At 35.2% G+C, this 18878-nt stretch carries 14 protein-coding genes; 13 read left to right on the forward strand and 1 reads right to left on the reverse strand.

Annotated features, from left to right (window positions below; genetic code table 11):
• Positions 1 to 64: 64 nt before the first annotated feature.
• Both NQ499_RS01790 and NQ499_RS01795 read left to right on the forward strand, forming a co-directional pair.
• Positions 65 to 1204: a transposase gene (locus NQ499_RS01790; protein ID WP_259848578.1), complete on the forward strand. Its 1140-nt coding sequence runs from the start codon at positions 65 to 67 to the stop codon at positions 1202 to 1204.
• A gap of 173 nt (positions 1205 to 1377) precedes the next feature.
• Entirely contained in the window at positions 1378 to 2841 is a 1464-nt protein-coding gene (locus NQ499_RS01795; RefSeq protein WP_006505344.1) for a family 1 glycosylhydrolase, read from the forward strand.
• 29 nt (positions 2842 to 2870) lie between these two features.
• Here NQ499_RS01795 and NQ499_RS01800 read toward each other — a convergent pair whose 3' ends face one another.
• A complete protein-coding gene (locus tag NQ499_RS01800; protein WP_040389781.1) occupies positions 2871 to 3686 on the reverse strand; it encodes a purine-nucleoside phosphorylase in 816 nt (271 codons plus the stop codon).
• Between the two features lie 88 nt (positions 3687 to 3774).
• Here NQ499_RS01800 and NQ499_RS01805 point away from each other — a divergent pair, with 88 nt between their 5' ends.
• From NQ499_RS01805 to uvrA, 11 genes are all read left to right on the forward strand, one after another.
• Entirely contained in the window at positions 3775 to 5358 is a 1584-nt protein-coding gene (locus NQ499_RS01805) for an HD domain-containing protein (protein WP_006505345.1), read from the forward strand.
• Complete coding sequence (locus tag NQ499_RS01810) at positions 5358 to 5753, forward strand: DUF1934 family protein (protein WP_040389782.1); 396 nt, start codon at positions 5358 to 5360, stop codon at positions 5751 to 5753. The genes NQ499_RS01805 and NQ499_RS01810 overlap by 1 nt, the downstream gene beginning before the upstream one ends.
• Complete coding sequence (gene cls, locus NQ499_RS01815; RefSeq protein ID WP_006505348.1) at positions 5750 to 7312, forward strand: cardiolipin synthase; 1563 nt, start codon at positions 5750 to 5752, stop codon at positions 7310 to 7312. The genes NQ499_RS01810 and cls overlap by 4 nt, the downstream gene beginning before the upstream one ends.
• Positions 7313 to 7380: 68 nt before the next feature.
• Positions 7381 to 9042, forward strand: a complete 1662-nt coding sequence (argS, locus tag NQ499_RS01820) for an arginine--tRNA ligase (protein WP_040389783.1) — start codon at positions 7381 to 7383, stop codon at positions 9040 to 9042.
• A 9-nt stretch (positions 9043 to 9051) separates the two neighbouring features.
• Entirely contained in the window at positions 9052 to 9387 is a 336-nt protein-coding gene (gene rpoE / locus NQ499_RS01825; protein WP_006505350.1) for a DNA-directed RNA polymerase subunit delta, read from the forward strand.
• 69 nt (positions 9388 to 9456) lie between these two features.
• On the forward strand, positions 9457 to 9993 hold the full coding sequence (locus tag NQ499_RS01830) for a hypothetical protein (RefSeq protein ID WP_040389784.1): 537 nt from the start codon (positions 9457 to 9459) through the stop codon (positions 9991 to 9993).
• Between the two features lie 197 nt (positions 9994 to 10190).
• A complete protein-coding gene (gap, locus tag NQ499_RS01835) occupies positions 10191 to 11204 on the forward strand; it encodes a type I glyceraldehyde-3-phosphate dehydrogenase (RefSeq protein WP_006505352.1) in 1014 nt (337 codons plus the stop codon).
• 114 nt (positions 11205 to 11318) lie between these two features.
• Positions 11319 to 12731 carry a S41 family peptidase gene (locus tag NQ499_RS01840; protein WP_050772161.1) on the forward strand — a complete coding sequence of 471 codons (1413 nt, stop codon included), beginning with the start codon at positions 11319 to 11321 and terminating at the stop codon, positions 12729 to 12731.
• Between the two features lie 14 nt (positions 12732 to 12745).
• Positions 12746 to 14716 (forward strand): excinuclease ABC subunit UvrB, encoded by a 1971-nt coding sequence (gene uvrB, locus NQ499_RS01845; RefSeq protein WP_006505354.1) that lies wholly within the window; start codon positions 12746 to 12748, stop codon positions 14714 to 14716.
• A complete protein-coding gene (locus NQ499_RS01850) occupies positions 14706 to 16088 on the forward strand; it encodes a CCA tRNA nucleotidyltransferase (protein ID WP_006505355.1) in 1383 nt (460 codons plus the stop codon). The genes uvrB and NQ499_RS01850 overlap by 11 nt, the downstream gene beginning before the upstream one ends.
• Complete coding sequence (gene uvrA, locus NQ499_RS01855; RefSeq protein ID WP_006505356.1) at positions 16045 to 18867, forward strand: excinuclease ABC subunit UvrA; 2823 nt, start codon at positions 16045 to 16047, stop codon at positions 18865 to 18867. Before NQ499_RS01850 ends, uvrA begins: the two co-directional genes overlap by 44 nt.
• Positions 18868 to 18878: the final 11 nt, after the last annotated feature.

The following is an 18878-nucleotide window of genomic DNA, read 5'->3' on the forward strand; positions in this document are numbered from 1 at the left end:
CGCTGTAAATTAGATATAATTTAGATATAACATATAGTGAAATATCTATGAAAGGAGTACATCTATGGAACAGATGACTATTACAGCTAAAATTCAAATAATCGTTGCTGAAACAGATAAGTTTTTGCTTGATGAGACTATGTCTGTTTATCGTAATGCCTGTAATTATGTTTCAGACTATGTATTTCGCACTCATGACTTAAAGCAGTTTTCACTTAATAAAGCTTTGTATTCTACTTTACGAGAAAAGTTTAACCTTAAATCGCAGATGGCTCAGTCTGTTTTGAAGACTGTTATCGCCAGATATAAGACCATTCTTGAAAATCAGAATGAGTGGATTAAACCATCGTTCAAAAAGCCTCAGTACGACCTGGTTTGGAACAGAGATTATTCCTTGACACAAAACTGTTTTTCAATCAATACGCTTAATGGTCGTGTAAAGTTATCTTATTTTTCAGATGGAATGTCTAAGTATTTCAATCATACGATTTATAAGTTTGGTACTGCAAAACTTGTAAATAAGCATGGTAAATACCATCTGTATATACCAGTTACCTATGAGGTTAAAGAAAGTAATATTTCTGACATCTGCAATGTTGTAGGTATTGACAGAGGTATTAACTTTGTTGTTGCAACTTATGACAGCAACCATAAGTCTGGATTTGTTAGTGGGAAAGCTATTAAACAGAAACGTGCTAACTATTCCAAGCTTCGCAAAGAACTTCAAATGCGACATACGCCATCCTCAAGACGAAGACTAAAAGCTATCGGTCAGCGAGAAAACCGTTGGATGCAGGATGTTAACCATCAGGTATCGAAGGCACTCGTTGAAAACAACCCAAAGCACACTCTCTTTGTATTGGAAGATTTGTCAGGTATTCGTAATGCTACAGAACGAGTTAAAACAAAAAATCGTTATGTTTCTGTGTCATGGTCTTTCTATGACCTTGAGCAGAAACTAATCTACAAAGCAAAACAGAATCAGTCTTCTGTTATTAAGGTAGACCCTCGCTATACAAGTCAGTGCTGCCCTTGCTGTGGACATGTTGAAAAGTCTAACCGCAATAAGAAGATACATCTGTTTACCTGCAAAAAATGTGGTTATAAATCTAATGATGACCGCATTGGAGCTATGAATCTGTATCGTATGGGAATAAACTATCTTGCAGATAGCCAAGTACCTAATACAGTTGTAGCAGAGTAAACTCTGCTACAAAGGGTGCTGTCAACCACCCTATGATGTAACGCCACTTAGATAGCAATATCTATTGGGGTTAAAGGTCGGAGGTGTAAACCGTTAATACGACTGGGCAGTTACAAGCCCATGACCTTTAGGTCGTGGGTAGTTGACATAATATGATTCAGGAGGAATAAACAATGACATTTAGTAAAGATTTTTATTGGGGTGGCGCTGTCGCTGCCAATCAGTGTGAAGGGGCATGGAATGTAGATGGAAGAGGTATGACCCGTACTGATGTAACTACAGGAGGATCAGTGAATACTCCTAGAATGGTTACATTTATTGATAAAGATGGTCAGAAACAGAAATTACCTAACCATGGTTTTAAATTACCAGAGGGGGCTCACTTTGCAGTCTTTGATGATGAACTTTATCCTAACCATGATGGTATTGATTTCTATCATCACTATAAGGAAGATATCGCTCTACTTAAAGAAATGGGATTCAAGATGTTTAGACTTTCTATTTCATGGTCTAGAATCTATCCTACAGGAGAAGAAACAGAACCAAATCAGGCTGGTTTAGACTTCTATAGAAATGTATTTACAGAACTAAGAAATGCGGGTATTGAACCACTCGTTTCTATCTGGCATTTTGATACACCACTTGCATTAGAAGAAAAGTATGGTGACTGGCAGGATAGAAAGTACATTGAATTATATGAAAAGTATGTGACTACTATCTTTAAGGAATATAAGGGTCTTGTAAAATATTGGCTTACATTTAATGAAATTAATAATACAATTAACTTCTTACCAGATAATGCAAGTGATGAAGCTTTCCAGGAAGCCTATCAGCATCTTCATTATCAGTTTGTAGCGAGTGCAAGAGCTGTACAGATTGGTCATGCGATTGATCCTGACTATCAGATTGGCTGCATGATCTGTGGTATTACTTATTATCCACTCACTTCTGATCCAAAAGATATTCTCTTTAACCGTTATAAATGGGAAAAGGGTATCTTCTATTGTGGAGATGTACAGTGTAAAGGTAAATATCCAACATATGCAAAACGCTTATGGAAGGAACATAATGTCGAATTAGATATCACAGAACAGGATTTAGTAGAATTAAAGAATGGTACTGTTGATCTTTATACATTCTCATATTATATGTCTCAGTCTATTACAACTCATAAGAATGAAGATACAGTAGGTGGTAATATGTCATTTGGTGTACGTAACCCTTACTTAACATATTCTGATTGGGGATGGGCATTAGATCCTGAGGGATTAAGATACTATCTTGAAGTCGTTTATGATCGTTATGAATTACCATTAATGGTTGTAGAAAATGGTTTAGGTGCCTTTGATACAGTAGAAGAAGATGGCTCTATTCATGATGATTATAGAATTGACTACTACCGTGCACATATTAAAGAAATGGACAAAGCGATTGAAGAAGGTATTGATTTAATCGGTTATACAACTTGGGGCTGTATTGATCTTGTTTCTGCAGGTACTGGAGAAATGAGAAAACGTTATGGCTTTATTTATGTAGATAAACATGATGATGGTACTGGTACAATGAAGAGAAGTAAGAAAGACTCTTTCTACTGGTATAAGAAAGTCATTGAATCGAATGGTGAAAATCTAGACTAATACAAAAGACCAGCGCACGCTGGTCTTTATTACATGTCTTCTAAAATCTGTTTTACAAGCTTTACAAGTCTTTCTTCTGCACTATTCGCTGCTTCCATGACTTCTATATGATTTAATTCATTATTAGATAATCCTGCTGCTTTATTCGTTACTAATGAAATACCTAAAATCTTCATATCAGAATGTCTTGCAACAATAGCTTCAGGCACTGTAGACATACCTACCATATCTGCACCAAGTGTCTTGAATGCTCTGATTTCTGCAGGTGTTTCAAATTGTGGTCCTTTAAAGAAACAATAAACGCCTTCTTTTACATCTACATTCACTTTCTTTGCGGATTCTAAGGCAAGAGAACGTAATGTTGATGTATAAACATCAGTCATATCCTTAAAACGTGGTCCAAAGTCATCGAGATTAGGTCCTCTTAAAGGTGATGGCATCATAAATGATAAATGATCAGAAATAATTACAATCTGTCCTGGATTTAAATCATCTCTTACACCACCGCAGGCATTTGTCACAATAAGGTTCTTAATACCTAAAGCACTAAATACACGAATAGGCATTGTGACTTTCTGCATATCATAGCCTTCATAGAAATGGAAACGTCCTTTCATACAGGCAACAGTCTTACCACCAATTTCACCGATAATAAGTTTACCAGCATGTCCTGGTACAGTAGAAACAGGGAAATAAGGGATGTCCTTATAATCAATTTCTACAGGTTCATTAATCACATCAGCAAGTGGTCCTAAACCTGAACCTAATACAATGGCAACATCAATAGGATTTTTATAACGTGACTGAATATAATCACGTGCAGCATAAATTTCATCAATATACATAAATATACCTCCATATCTATTATAGCCTATATCATTCGCAAATATCTTATAAAAATGATAAAATAAGCCTAATAAGGAGGGTGATACCATGCATTTAGAAGACTATCGTTTATTTGATACTAAAGTATTTAGAGATGTTGTACATGATTATATACATGTGGAATATATGCCTATCTGGAAGCTCATTAATACAAAAGAGTTTCAGCGTTTAAGGCGTATTAAACAGCTCGGAGGTACATCCATGGTATTTCCAAGTGCAGAACATTCACGTTTTGTGCATTCCTTAGGTGTTTATGAAATAACACGCCAAATGACAGAACTTGAACAAGTTAAAAAACACTTAACCGACTATGAACGATTGACTGTATTATGTGCTGCCCTATTACATGATTTAGGACATGGTCCTTTCTCTCATTCATTTGAAGGAATCTTCCAATATAATCATGAAGAGATGACTACAGCGCTTATTAGAGGACATACAGAAGTCCATGAAGTCCTAACACAAATAGATCCTCATTTACCTGAAGATGTGGCAAGTATTATAGAAAAGAAAGCCGATAAGCCAATGTTAGTGCAGATGATTTCTAGTCAGGTGGATGCTGATCGTATGGATTACCTTCTACGTGATTCTTATAACTGTGGTGTGACTTATGGACAGTTTGATTTATCAAGAATATTACGTACTATGCGTATTGTAGATAATCGCATCGTCTTTAAATCATCCGGTGTACAAGCAATAGAAGATTATATTCTAGCTCGTTATTATATGTATTGGCAGGTGTATTATCATCCCGTATCTAGAAGTTATGAACAGGTGCTAGGGAGTGTTATGAAACGTGTAAAGGATCTTTATAAAGAAAACTATACCTTTAAATCTTCATTTCCACTTCTTATTCCTTTCTTAGAAGATAACTTTACACCTGAACAATTTGTGAAGCTGGATGAAACATCATTACTTTATTATATAAGATGCTTTATGGATGAAGAAGATACCATCCTTAAGGATTTATCGACTCGTTTATTAGAAAGAAAATTATTTAAATATCGTACACTTAAAGGTGATGAAGATTATGAAAATACACGAAAGATATGTATAGAAGAAGGATTAGATCCTCGCTATTATGTCACAAGTGATGCGATTATGAATCAGGTGCCTTATAAGCGTATGAAGGTCAGACATGCAAATGAAGTAGAGATTCTTAAAGAAGATGGAACAATCAGTTCTCTACCAGAAGAATCAGAAATTGTACAGGCTATATTATTAGGTAAAGCCAAACAAGATCAGAAGATCTTTTCTACAAGACAAGTGATTCGACGTTCTTCTTTTAGATATCAATATTTTAATAATTATATGGATGCTCAGGGAACACACTATATCCTTGAACAGACTTCTAAAGAATGGTCTCAAGAAGGATTGTTCTTAGAGTTCTATCAAGAAGATCACGTTATTGGATGTGCACATATTATTGATAATAGTGTGAAAAATATTGTATTACTTCCTGATGATCGTAGAGAATTCTATGAGAAAGAAGTATTAGGTGCCATAGAGGATTTCTTCAAGAAACAACATATCCATGCAGTGAAGATCGTTCCTTATTCACAATCTCTTGATTTTTACTTAGAAAATGGGTATCGTACAGAGGGTTACTATATAATTAAGGAGGTAGAATGATGAAAAAAAGAATTTCTTATGAATGTTTATTGGTGAATGGTCCAGTAAAAGAAAAAGTAAAATATACAGAGGTTGGGGATCATTATGAAGCCAAAGGGATTCATTATATCTCTTTTGAAGTAGATGGAAAACCTATTCGTATTCAATATGATCAAACACATGTTCATCTTGTGAATGATCAATCTGTATTACATTTTAATAAGGATATGCGTGTACCGAATAAATATACATTACCCTATGGTATTGTAGAACTTCATACAAATGTGGTTTCTTTAGAATATAGAGAAGGCACAATGAAGTTCATTTATGAGCTCTATGATCAAGAACATCTTGTAACAAAAGCTTATATGATGGTGCATTATTCTGATATAGATGAAGAAGGAATGCCTTCATGAAACATATAAAACGTTTTACAGCATTGTTTTTTGAATATCTTTATCGTTTTATGCAGTTCTTATTGAGTCCGTTTGTGATCTATATTGCGCTTATCTGCATTCAGGCTATTTATCTTCTATACTTTGCATCAATACTCACAGACTTTAATGGTGTGGTTCGTTTCTTATTTATCTCACTTTCCGCATTTATGATCTTTTATTTAATTAGTAAAGATGAGAATACAAACTATAAGATGACATGGATCTTCTTTATCATGCTGTTACCAAATGTGGGTGGGCTACTCTATCTTTTATTAGGTAATAAGAGACCTTCACGCTGGTTAAAGAAAAAGATTCAGCCAGAAGTACAATATTTCAATCAAACAAGACAACAGGATCCAGTTATTAGAAACCAGATTATTAATAGGAAGATTATTTCTTTAGATTATCTCAACAGACAATCATTCCCTATCTATAATCATACAGAATGTAAATATTATTCATTAAGTGATTATAATTACCAGGATATGATTAAAGATCTTCTACATGCAAAACATTTTATCTTTATGGAATACTTTATTGTGTCTAAAGGTCTTATGTTTGATACTATCATCGGTATTTTAAAACAGAAGGTCAAGGAAGGTGTCGATGTTCGTTTTATCTTTGATGACTTCGGTTCCTTTACAACTGTACCTCTTCACTTTGCGAAGAAGCTAGAAGAAGCAGGTATTAAAACAGTGATGTTCAATCGTTTTATTCCAGTCTTCTCTTTAAGTCAGAACCACAGAGACCATCGTAAGATCTGTGTAATTGATGGTTATATTGGTTATTCTGGAGGGTTTAACTTGGCTGATGAGTATATCAACTGTAAAATGCGTTTTGGACATTGGAAGGATACAGGTATTCGTTTAGAGGGAGAAGCAGTGTGGTCATTGACATCTATGTTCCTTTCTACATTCTATGCCTATCATAAGGAATATCATGGAGAAGATATAGAACAATTTAAACCCCATACCTACCATCCTGAATCATTTAAGAATACAGGTTATGTATTACCTTATGGAGATGATCCACTCGATGATGAAGGGGTAGGAGAATCTGTTTATTTAAATATGATTACACATGCATCTAGAAGTATCGATATTATGACACCTTACTTTATTATTGATGATGTCATGTTGAAGGCATTGTGTCTGGCTTCGAAGAATGGTGTTAAGATCAGATTATATGTCCCTCATGTACCAGATAAGAAACTTGTCTTTAGAGTCACACGTTCTTATTATTATGGTCTCATTCGTGCAGGTATTGAGGTGTATGAATACTTACCAGGTTTCTTACATGCAAAAGTCATGTTAGTAGATGGGAAAGCAGCGACAGTAGGGACAATTAATTTTGATTATCGTTCTCTTTATCTCCATTTTGAATGTAATGTCTTATTATATGAAGCAGAATGTTTATCTGCGATTAAGAGAGATTTTAGAGAGATGAATGAAATTTGTGCACCTGTAAAAATAGATGATAGCCGTCATTTTAAAGGACTCGTAGAAGGATTATTGAGATTATTCTCTCCACTTCTATAAAATTCTTGACAGTCCAACATTTTGTGATACATTATTTAGAGTATGAAATAAAAAAGGAGGAATACAAGATGGCTGAAAATAAGCTTGAAAACTCACTAAAAATCGCCATTGGTCAGTCTGTTAATAAGTGCTTTGAAGCAGTAGATATCACCCCTGAAAATATCATGATTGAGATTCCTAAGGATTCTACTCATGGTGATTATTCTACGAACATTGCGATGCAGCTGACAAGAACACTCCATAAGAATCCTCGTGAAATTGCGACAGCCATTGTTGATTCACTTGATCAGGAAGCAGCACATGTAGAAAAAGTAGAAATTGCTGGGCCTGGTTTCATTAACTTCTTTATGAAAAATGATGCGCTTACTTCAGTAATTGCTGAAGTACTTTCAGAAAAGGATAATTATGGACAGACTCACTTCGGTGAAGGAAAGAAATATAACGTAGAATTCGTTTCTGCAAACCCTACAGGAGACTTACACTTAGGTCATGCAAAGGGTGCTGCAGTAGGTGATTCTATTTGCCGTATCATGACTAAAGCAGGTTATGATGTAACAAGAGAATATTATATTAATGATGCCGGTAAGCAGATTACTAACCTTGCATTATCTCTCTATAGCCGTTATCTTGCATTATTTGATATCGAACGTCCAATTCCTGAAGATGGATATATGGGACAGGATGTCATTGATATTGCAAAGAGTATCAAGGAAAAAGAAGGAGATGCTTTAACTCAGTTAACTGAAGAAGAAGCCATTGCTTATTTCCGTAAGGTGGGTACTGAACATGAATTACAGAAGATTAAAGATATCTTAAAGGAATTCCGTGTATCATTTGATGTATGGTTCTCTGAAACTTCTTTATATGAAGGTAATAAGATTGAACCTGCAATCAATAAGTTAAAAGAAAAAGGCTATACATATGAACAGGATGGAGCCTTATGGTTTAGAACAACTGACTTTGGTGATGATAAGGACCGTGTTCTTATTAAAACGGATGGAAGCTATACATACTTTACACCAGATATCGCATATCACTTAAGTAAGTTGAATAGAGGTTATGATTATTTAGTTGACTTACTTGGTGCTGACCACCATGGTTATATCAACCGTATGAAAGCAGCTATCCAGGCTTTAGGTTATAATGCCGATCAGTTGAATATCGATATCTTACAGATGGTAAGAATGGTTGAAAACGGTGAAGTTGTTAAGATGAGTAAACGTACTGGTAACGCTGTTACTATTCGTGACCTTATTGATGATATTGGTGTAGATGCAACTCGTTATTTCTTTGTAGCGAAAGCAGCAAACACACCATTTGATTTTGACTTAGGTCTTGCAAAATCACAGTCAAATGAAAACCCTGTATACTATGCACAGTATGCACATGCAAGAATGTGTTCAATCATGAGATCAGCAGCAGAAAAGAATATTGAACCTGCAGATCACTTTGAATTGATTAATAACCCAAAAGAAATTGAATTATTAAAACACATTAATGAATTCAAAAACACAATCAATGATGCAGCTCGTACAAGAGCACCTCATAAGATTGCAAACTATATTCAGAGATTAGCTCAGTTATTCCATTCATTCTATGGTGACTGTCATGTAATCGATGAAGAAAACAAAGAATTATCATCTCAGCGTTTAGCACTTGTAGAAGCAACACGTATTACAATTGCGAACGCATTAAACTTAATTGGTGTCCATGCACCAGAAAAGATGTAGGAGGCTACTATGGATTACAGACAAGAGTCAATGGTTAATATCGCATTTGAAATTCTTACTAAATCAGCAGGAGCAATGAGTTTCTATGATATTTGGAAAGAAGTTGCTGAAAAGAAAGAATTCGATGAAGAACAGAAAGATGATAACGAATCATTATTCTATACAAATATGATCTTAGATGGTCGTATGATTACTATTGGTGAAAACAAATGGGATCTTAGAACAAGACATAGATTCGAAGAAGTGCATATCGATATGAATGATATCTACAATGAAGATGAATCAGAAGAAAGCACTGAAGAAGAAGACGAAGGCTTAGTTGAAGATAACTATGGTGAAGAATAAGGAGAAATCCTTATTCTTTTTTTTGGGAATTTTTTAAGGAGATGCATTATTGGGTGAGGAGGGATGAAAATGAGATATTTTCTATATTATGGTCTTATTGGAAATTGGATCGTATCACAATTTAAAACAGGTAGTGTGCTCAGAATCCTTATTGCCTTTTGTATCATTGTCCTAGGTGCAATTGTTTGTGATTGGATACTCAATGATTTGAAGAAGAAAGGAGAAAACTTACTCTATATCGGGGCAGTATGTGGATATGTCCTCATATATGGATTAATTATTTTGGGAGTATCATGTGTGTTCATTTTTATAATTCTTATGGTGGACGTATTAGGTGATGTACAAAAATATATATTCCCAGAACTGTTAGAAGAAAAAGAAGATCTCAGAGAATTACTATGGGAGGAATTATTATTTTCAGATAAGGTGTTGCGTTGTCTAGATTATGATCATCAGAATTTGTACAAGTATGATTTAGATAGTATGTTTAATGATGATTCGTGTACAGTGGAAGAAGCAAAAGAACAAATAAAAAAATGGGATTTCTACCTAGACAATCCAATGGAAGGTAGTGAAAAATGGAAAGAACAGCATCTGGATGATTAAGTTTTTTCTCACTCTATCTACGTTAAATCAACATACTTTTTACATGCTTATGCTTCATTTTTGTATTTTATTCTGAACACTAAAAAAAGTTGAGATGAAAGGGTTTACCTTTACATAAATCCTTGTGAAATAGTTGATTTTAGTTAAGTGCTGGATTATAATACAAATAGAAATTATTTAAGGAGGAATGTCATATTATGGCAGTAAAAGTTGCAATTAATGGATTTGGCCGTATTGGTCGTTTAGCATTCAGACAGATGTTTGATGCAGAAGGTTATGAAGTAGTAGCTATCAACGATTTAACTTCACCTAAAATGTTAGCTTACTTATTAAAGTATGATTCTTCACAGGGTAAATATGCTCATGCTGATACAGTAGAAGCAGGAGAAGATTACATCACAGTTAACGGTAAGAAGATCACTATCTATAAAGAACCAGATGCTTCTAAATTACCTTGGGGTGAATTAGACGTAGACGTAGTACTTGAATGTACTGGTTTCTACACTTCAAAAGCAAAAGCTGAAGCTCATATAGCTGCAGGTGCTAAGAAGGTTGTTATTTCAGCTCCAGCTGGAAGCGATCTTAAGACTATCGTATTCAACGTAAACAACGAAACATTAACAGCAGAAGATAAGGTTATCTCTGCAGCTTCTTGTACTACAAACTGCTTAGCTCCAATGGCTAATGCATTAAACAAGTTAGCAGAAATCCAGGGTGGTATCATGTTAACAGTTCATGGTTACACTGGTGACCAGATGCTTCTTGATGGACCACAGAGAAAAGGTAACTTAAGAAGATCTAGAGCTGCTGCAGTAAACATCGTACCAACATCTACTGGTGCTGCAAAAGCTATCGGTTTAGTTATCCCAGAATTAAATGGTAAATTAATCGGTTCTGCAGTTCGTGTACCAGTTCCAACTGGATCAACTACAGTTTTAACAGCTGTTGTTAAGGGTACTGTTACTGTTGATGAAGTTAACGCTGCTATGAAGGCTGCTGCAACTGATTCATTCGGTTACAATGAAGACGAAATCGTATCTTCTGACATCGTTGGAATGACTTACGGTTCATTATTTGACGCAACTCAGACTATGGTTAACGCTTTACCTGATGGAAATAGTGAAGTTCAGGTTGTATCTTGGTACGACAATGAAAACTCATTCACTTCTAACATGGTTAAGACAATCAAGTATTTCTCAGAATTAGCTTAATCAGATCTGAATTAAATAATGGAAGATCCCTGTATAGGGATCTTTTCTTTTTGGTCAAGTTTCTACTCAAAACATCAATGTTATGATAAAATAATGGAACGAGGTGACTTGAACGTGGAACTAAATAAAAGAAAGAAAAGTTTATTAATCAAATACATAGTAATAGGGGTGCTATGTTTAGCCCTTGGTTTTGGTAGTGGTTATATAGTATTCCATAATAGTAATGCAAATGCGAATGAGAAAACAAATCTTACATTAGTCGATGAAGTGGTAGATTTATTAAATAATAACTGGTTAGATACAACAGATTCTAAAACATCTATTCAGGATCGTATGATTCAAGGGTTAGTAGATGGTCTGGGAGACTCACATTCCTCTTTTATGTCTTCTCAGGAAAATAAAGAATTTAATAGTGATATCAATGGCAGCTATAGTGGTATTGGTGTTTATTTCTCTCCAGTTCATAGTGGTGCTTTATTGACTGGTATTATAGAAGGAAGCAGTGCAGAAAAAGCAGGTCTTAAGGCAGGAGATATTATTACTGATGCTGATAATAAATCACTCACTGGTTTGACAAGTACAGAAATGCAGGAACATATTAAAGGAAATGAAGGGACAGAAGTTTCTTTAAAGGTAAAAAGACTTAAACAGACTTTGAATGTGAAAGCAGTACGTAAGAACTTCAGTTCTGATGTCACTTATTATGTAGGAACTAAAAATAATAAAACATATGGTTATGTGAATATTTCTACTTTTGGAGATACAACTGCACAGCACGTAGAAACAGCGTTAAAAGAGTTTAAGAAACAGAATGTCACAGATATTATTCTAGACTTAAGAGGAAATGGTGGGGGTTATATTACTGCCGCTAGAGATCTACTTTCTTTATTTAATGAGAAGGGTGAAACACTCTTTACTGTTAAGAATAAAAAGGGTCAGACTGAAACATATAAGGATAATACAAAGACACATTATGCATTTTCTAATGGTTATATTTTAATGAATGGTGGAACAGCCAGTGCATCAGAATTATGTGCCGGTACATTTAAAGAAATACAGGGATATAAACTTATTGGACAGCAATCTTATGGTAAAGGGACTATCCAGGCACAGACGAACTTATCGGATGGTTCTGTATTGAAATATACTTATGCAAAGTGGTATACACCTAAGGGTGTGAATATTAATAAGAAGGGATGGACTCCTGATGTGACAGTAGAGGATCAGTCTCTCTTATCTGCTTATTTCACTTATTATAGTGATAAGTATTATGTGGATAATGTGAATAATTCTATTATTGTTATGGAAAGATTATTAGAAGTACTTGGTTATAATCCAGGTCGTACAGATGGTTATTTTTCACAGGGTGTAAGTGATGCACTTAAACGTTTTGAACAGGATCATGGTTTAACTGTAGATGGTGTATTAGAATATAGTGATCAGGAATGTATGGTGAGTGTACTTGCAGAAAGATTAAGTCATAAGGAATATGACAATACATTACAGAAAGTACTTACTTTAATATAGAAAGAAGGGATTATATGTCTTACAAACTTGTATCAAAATTTAAACCAATGGGAGATCAGCCAGAAGCCATTAAAGAACTTGTGAAAGGAATTCATGAAGGTAAAAAGACACAGGTCTTATTAGGTGGTACAGGGACTGGTAAGACATTTACCTTTGCGAATGTGATTGCACAGGTGAATAAACCGACTCTTGTACTATCACACAATAAAACATTAGCTGGACAGCTATATAGCGAATTAAAGGAATTCTTTCCAGAAAACCGTGTCGAATACTTTATTTCAAACTTCGATTTCTATCAGCCAGAAGCCTATATTCCTAAGAGTGATACATATATTGATAAAGAATCACAAACAAATGAAGAAATAGAGATGCTGAGAGCGGCTGCTATGAATTCTTTATTAGAAAGAAAAGATACGATTGTTGTTGCATCTGTGGCCGCTATTTATGGTTTAGGTAATCCACAGAGTTATCAAGAAATGATTTTCTCTTTACGTGTGGGTCAGGAAATTGATCGACGTGAGTTACTCACATTCTTAGTAGATAGACAATATACTAGAAATGATATGGACCAGGTCAAAGGTACTTTTAGAGTACGTGGTGATGTTATTGAAATAGTACCAGGTCATACTGAATCTTATATTATACGTATTGAATTATTTGGTGATGAAGTCGATCGTATTACAGAAGTTGATCCTTTGACGGGTCATGTTCAGGCCTCTTATAATACATATACGATTTATCCAGCTGAAGAATATATTACCAGCAGAGAAAAGATGCTTCATGCCTGTGATACGATCGAAGAAGAATTAAAAGACCGACTACAGTATTACCAGGATGTCGCAAAACCACTTGAATATGAAAGAATCGATAACCGTACAAGACATGATATTGAAATGTTGAGAGAAGTAGGTATCTGTCCAGGTATTGAAAACTATTCACGTCATATTGATGGAAGAAAGCCAGGAGAAAGACCTTATTGTTTAATAGATTATTTCCCGGATGATTTCTTGCTTATTGTCGATGAATCTCATGTTATGCTTCCGCAGATCAGAGGTATGTTTAATGGAGATAGAAGTCGTAAAGAAACATTAGTGGAATATGGTTTCCGTTTACCAAGTGCATTGGACAATAGACCACTTCGTTTTGAAGAGTTTGAAAAACTCATTCCCCAGGCAATATTTGTATCTGCTACACCAGGTGATTATGAGTTAGAAGGTGTACATGGTGAATATGTTGAACAGATTATTCGTCCGACAGGATTATTAGATCCTATTATTGAAGTACGTCCAATTGAAGATCAGATTGATGATATTATTAGTGAAATACAGTTACGTATAGAAAGAAATGAACGTGTACTTATTACGACTCTTACAAAGAGAATGGCTGAGGATTTAACTGATTATCTCAAGGAATTTGGTTTAAAGGTCGCTTATCTTCATTCAGAAACAAAAACATTAGAACGTACAGAAATATTAAGAGATTTACGTTTGGGTAAATATGATGTTTTGATTGGTATCAACTTATTAAGAGAAGGTTTAGACCTTCCAGAAGTCTCTCTTGTATGTATCTTAGATGCAGATAAGGAAGGTTTCTTAAGAAGTGAACGTTCGTTGATCCAGACAATTGGTCGTGCGGCAAGAAATGCGGATGGGCATGTTATTATGTATGCAGATCGTATCACTGATTCTATGCAGCATGCCATTGATGAAACAAGTCGTCGTAGAGAAATACAGGAAGCTTATAATAAGGCTCATGGTATTACTCCAACCACAATTAAGAAAGAAATTAGAGAAGCTATCCATGGTCAGGAAGTCATTGATGAAGCACAGAAGCTTGTCAAGAAAGGTCGTAAAGCACCTAAGAAGGATAAGAAGGTTCTTCTTGAGGAATTAGAAAGACAGATGAAAGAAGCAGCGAAGGTGCTTGACTTTGAACGTGCTATGGAACTTCGAGATATGATAGAGGAGATTAAAGATGGAAAGTAAATTTAGTCTCACACCTCTCGCATTAGATGTCTTTGAGGCAATTAAACAGGCAGGAGGACATGTATATCTAGTAGGAGGATGTGTACGAGATTTTCTTTTAAAAAGAAAATCTAAAGATATTGATGTAGAAGTACATCATCTCTCTTTTGCGGCTTTAAAGGAAGTATTGTCACCTTTTGGAACAGTACAGGTCATGGGTGCTGCATTTGCGGTGGTTCATTTGTCTACTCTTGAAGGCTATGAATTCGCCTTACCAAGAATAGAAGAAAAAACAGGACTCAAGCATCAGGACTTTAATGTGATTGTGGATCCTGATCTTCCTTTAGAAAAAGCTTGTGCAAGAAGAGATTTTACGATTAATAGTATGTTATATGATATAGAAACAGGAACAGTCATTGATTTCTATTCAGGCCAGAAGGATTTAAAGAATGGTATTCTTCGTGCAACAAATGGGAATCATTTCTCAGAAGATCCATTACGTGTACTAAGAGGCGCGTCCTTCATGTCACGTTATGGCTTTAAGATGGATCCAGATACAAAAAATCTATGTCAATCTATCGTAGAAGAAGGGGGATTAGATACGCTCAGCACAGAACGTATTTATACAGAATACTGTAAGATATTGATGGGATTATATCCTTCACAGGGACTCAATTTCTTAAGAGATATTCATGGCCTTCCGTTCTACTTACAGGACTTAGATACAACTCATCAAAGAACAGACTATCATCCAGAAGGCAGTGTCTGGAATCATACTATGCTGGTAACTGATTTAGCAGCATTATGTAAACATCATACAAGTGAACCGTTATGGTTTATGTGGAGTGCTTTATTACATGATATAGGTAAACCACTTGTAACAACACCAGAAGGACATGCTTATGGTCATGCAGAAGAAGGTGCCGCCCTCTTTGATGAAAAGGTGGATCTGATTCTCTCTCATAAACAGAAAAGATATATTTATACCATGATTCAATATCATATGGTATTACCTACATTTTCTCGTAATCATGCAAGAAAGATTAAATTCTTACGCTTCTTAAAAGCCATTGATCAGAAAGCACCTTTAAAGGATCTTCTCTATCTTGCAAGATGTGATAAGTTAGGTAGAGGTATGGTTACAAGTGCTTCTATCAATGAATTGAATGCTTATGTAGAAGAAATGATCTCTATGTGTGGTGATCATGCACCTGTTCCTATTGTGACAGGTAAAGATTTAATAAATGAAGGATTTGAGAATCATCAGGATTATTCTAAAATCCTTTCTCTAGCCTATGATTACCAATTACAGGGTTTAAATAAAGAAGTGATTATAAGGAGGTTGAAGAATGAAACAGGATGTCATTGCAGTGAGGGGTGCACGTGTCAATAACCTCAAAAATGTGAATATAGATATTCCTAAAAATAAACTTGTGATTATGACAGGTTTATCAGGAAGTGGGAAGACATCTCTTGCGTTTGATACAATCTATGCAGAAGGTCAGAGACGTTATGTAGAGTCATTGAATTCTTATGCAAGACAGTTCTTAGGTGGAATGGAAAAACCTGATGTAGATTCAATAGAAGGGTTATCACCCGCTATTGCGATTGATCAGAAAACAACATCGAATAATCCCCGTTCTACTGTTGGTACAGTAACAGAAATTTATGATTATTTACGTTTATTATATGCTCGTGTAGGACATGCTTATTGTCCTCATCATGGGATTAAGATAGAAGCCCAGACTTTAAAACAGATGGGTGATATTGTGGATACATATGATGATGGAGATAAGCTTCAGATTCTTGCACGTATGGCTATGAATCAAAAGGGAACACATAAAGATCTCTTTGATAAATTAAGAAAAGAAGGCTATGTCAGAGTCAAGGTAGATGGAAATATGTATACTCTTGATGAAGACATTACTCTAGAAAAAAATAAAAAGCATACCATCGATGTCATTGTCGATCGTATTAAGAAAAAAGAAGGCTATCGTACACGTCTCATTGAATCCTTAGAAACAGCTTTAAAACTAACCGATGGTGAAGCTATTGTAGAGAATTTGACTCAGGGTACAGAAAAGCTTTTCTCTTCTAACTATGCTTGTCCTATTTGTGGCTTCTCTGTTCCTAAGCTAGAACCACGTTTGTTCTCTTTTAATAACCCATTAGGTGCTTGTCCTGATTGTAAAGGTTTAGGTATTAAAGAAGAAGTGGATCTAGACTTATTAGTACCTGACTGGAACTTGAGTATTAATGAGGGTGGTATACGTTATTTCAAAACAGCAGTAGGGACTGATCGTATTGAATGGCAGCGTTTCTTAAAACTATGTGAGTATTATCATATTGATTTAGATAAGCCTTTAAAGGATTTTGATGAAGAAGAAAGAGATATTATCTTTACTGGTTCTCATGAACCTATTACTTATACAATTGTCTCTTCTTCGGGTAATGTTTCTCGTACAACAAACTATATTGAAGGTGTCGTTACACTTATTCAAAGACGTTATGAAGAAACATCTTCTAAATGGTCTAAAGAATGGTATGCGTCATTTATGGCTGAACATACCTGTCCTACATGTCATGGTGCAAGATTGAATGAAATGGTTTTAAGTGTACAAGTTGGTGGGTTGAATATTATTGAATTCACTAATCTTTCTATTGAGAAAGCTTTAGAATTTGTGGAAAATCTTAAACTATCAGAAATGGAAGAAAAGATTGCCCATTTAATCTTAAAAGAAATTCATGACAGACTTACATTCTTGAATGAAGTAGGATTAGGCTATTTAACACTTTCTAGACGTGCAGGAGGCCTGTCTGGTGGTGAAGCTCAGCGTATTCGTCTAGCAACTCAAATTGGTTCACGCTTAACAGGTGTTCTTTATGTATTAGATGAACCTTCTATTGGACTTCATCAAAGAGACAATGAGAAACTCATTCATACACTACAGGAAATGCGTGATCTAGGAAATAGTGTGCTTGTCGTAGAACATGATGAAGATACAATGCGTGCTTCTGATTATATTGTGGATATTGGTCCTGGTGCAGGTATTCATGGTGGACAGGTGATTGCCTATGGTACACCTGAAGAAGTAGCGGCCAATGAAAATTCTATTACTGGTGATTATTTATCGGGCAGAAAGAAGATTGATGTACCAAAAACAAGACATAAAGGAAATGGTCTTTATCTAGAAGTACGTGGTGCTAAGGAACATAACCTGAAGAATATTAATGTGAAATTTCCGCTTGGTAAGTTTATTGCGGTAACAGGTGTATCTGGTTCAGGTAAATCTACATTAGTGAATGATATTTTATGTAAAGCACTACGTGCTAAGGTTTATCGTTCACGTGAATTACCAGGTAAACATAAAGAAATACGTGGTATAGAGAATATTGATAAAGTTATTGAAGTATCACAGGAACCAATTGGTCGTACACCACGTTCTAATCCTGTGACTTATACAGGTGTCTTTGATGATATTCGTGATTTATTTGCGAAAACACCAGAAGCTAAAATACGTGGATATGATAAAGGACGTTTCTCATTTAATGTGAAGGGTGGACGTTGTGAAGCATGTCAAGGAGATGGTGTAAAACGTATCTCTATGAACTTCCTTCCAGATGTTTATGTACCTTGTGAAGAATGTCATGGACATCGTTATAATGAAGAAACATTACAGGTGACTTATAAGGATAAGAACATCTATGATGTATTAGAAATGACTGTAGAAGAATCACTTACTTTCTTTGAAAATCTTCCTCGTATTTATACTAAACTTAAAGCACTTTATGATGTGGGTCTTGGTTATATTAAACTTGGCCAAAGTGCGACAACACTTTCTGGTGGTGAAGCACAAAGAGTGAAGCTTGCATCTGAGTTACAAAAACGTTCAACAGGTAAAACACTCTATATTCTTGATGAACCAACAACAGGGTTACATAGTGATGATGTGAATAGATTGATTGGTGTATTACAGAAGATTGTGGATAATGGTGATACAGTCTTAGTTATTGAACATAATTTAGATGTGATTAAGGTTGCAGATCACATCATCGATTTAGGATTGGAAGGCGGCGACAATGGTGGTACAATAGTCGTGGAAGGCACCCCTGAAAAGGTGGCAAAGTGTGAAAAGAGCCATACAGGACGCTTTCTTAAGAACCTATTGTAAGGAGGTATTTT

The organism is Catenibacterium mitsuokai (assembly GCF_025148785.1).
GTDB classification, from domain to species: domain Bacteria; phylum Bacillota_I; class Bacilli_A; order Erysipelotrichales; family Coprobacillaceae; genus Catenibacterium; species Catenibacterium mitsuoka.

Coding starts and splice junctions, on each gene's coding strand:
- NQ499_RS01790 (WP_259848578.1), top strand. CDS start 65: ATGGAACAGATGACTATTACAGCTAAAATTCAAATAATCGTTGCTGAA.
- NQ499_RS01795 (WP_006505344.1), top strand. CDS start 1,378: ATGACATTTAGTAAAGATTTTTATTGGGGTGGCGCTGTCGCTGCCAAT.
- NQ499_RS01800 (WP_040389781.1), bottom strand. CDS start 3,686: ATGTATATTGATGAAATTTATGCTGCACGTGATTATATTCAGTCACGT.
- NQ499_RS01805 (WP_006505345.1), top strand. CDS start 3,775: ATGCATTTAGAAGACTATCGTTTATTTGATACTAAAGTATTTAGAGAT.
- NQ499_RS01810 (WP_040389782.1), top strand. CDS start 5,358: ATGAAAAAAAGAATTTCTTATGAATGTTTATTGGTGAATGGTCCAGTA.
- cls (WP_006505348.1), top strand. CDS start 5,750: ATGAAACATATAAAACGTTTTACAGCATTGTTTTTTGAATATCTTTAT.
- argS (WP_040389783.1), top strand. CDS start 7,381: ATGGCTGAAAATAAGCTTGAAAACTCACTAAAAATCGCCATTGGTCAG.
- rpoE (WP_006505350.1), top strand. CDS start 9,052: ATGGATTACAGACAAGAGTCAATGGTTAATATCGCATTTGAAATTCTT.
- NQ499_RS01830 (WP_040389784.1), top strand. CDS start 9,457: ATGAGATATTTTCTATATTATGGTCTTATTGGAAATTGGATCGTATCA.
- gap (WP_006505352.1), top strand. CDS start 10,191: ATGGCAGTAAAAGTTGCAATTAATGGATTTGGCCGTATTGGTCGTTTA.
- uvrB (WP_006505354.1), top strand. CDS start 12,746: ATGTCTTACAAACTTGTATCAAAATTTAAACCAATGGGAGATCAGCCA.
- NQ499_RS01850 (WP_006505355.1), top strand. CDS start 14,706: ATGGAAAGTAAATTTAGTCTCACACCTCTCGCATTAGATGTCTTTGAG.
- uvrA (WP_006505356.1), top strand. CDS start 16,045: ATGAAACAGGATGTCATTGCAGTGAGGGGTGCACGTGTCAATAACCTC.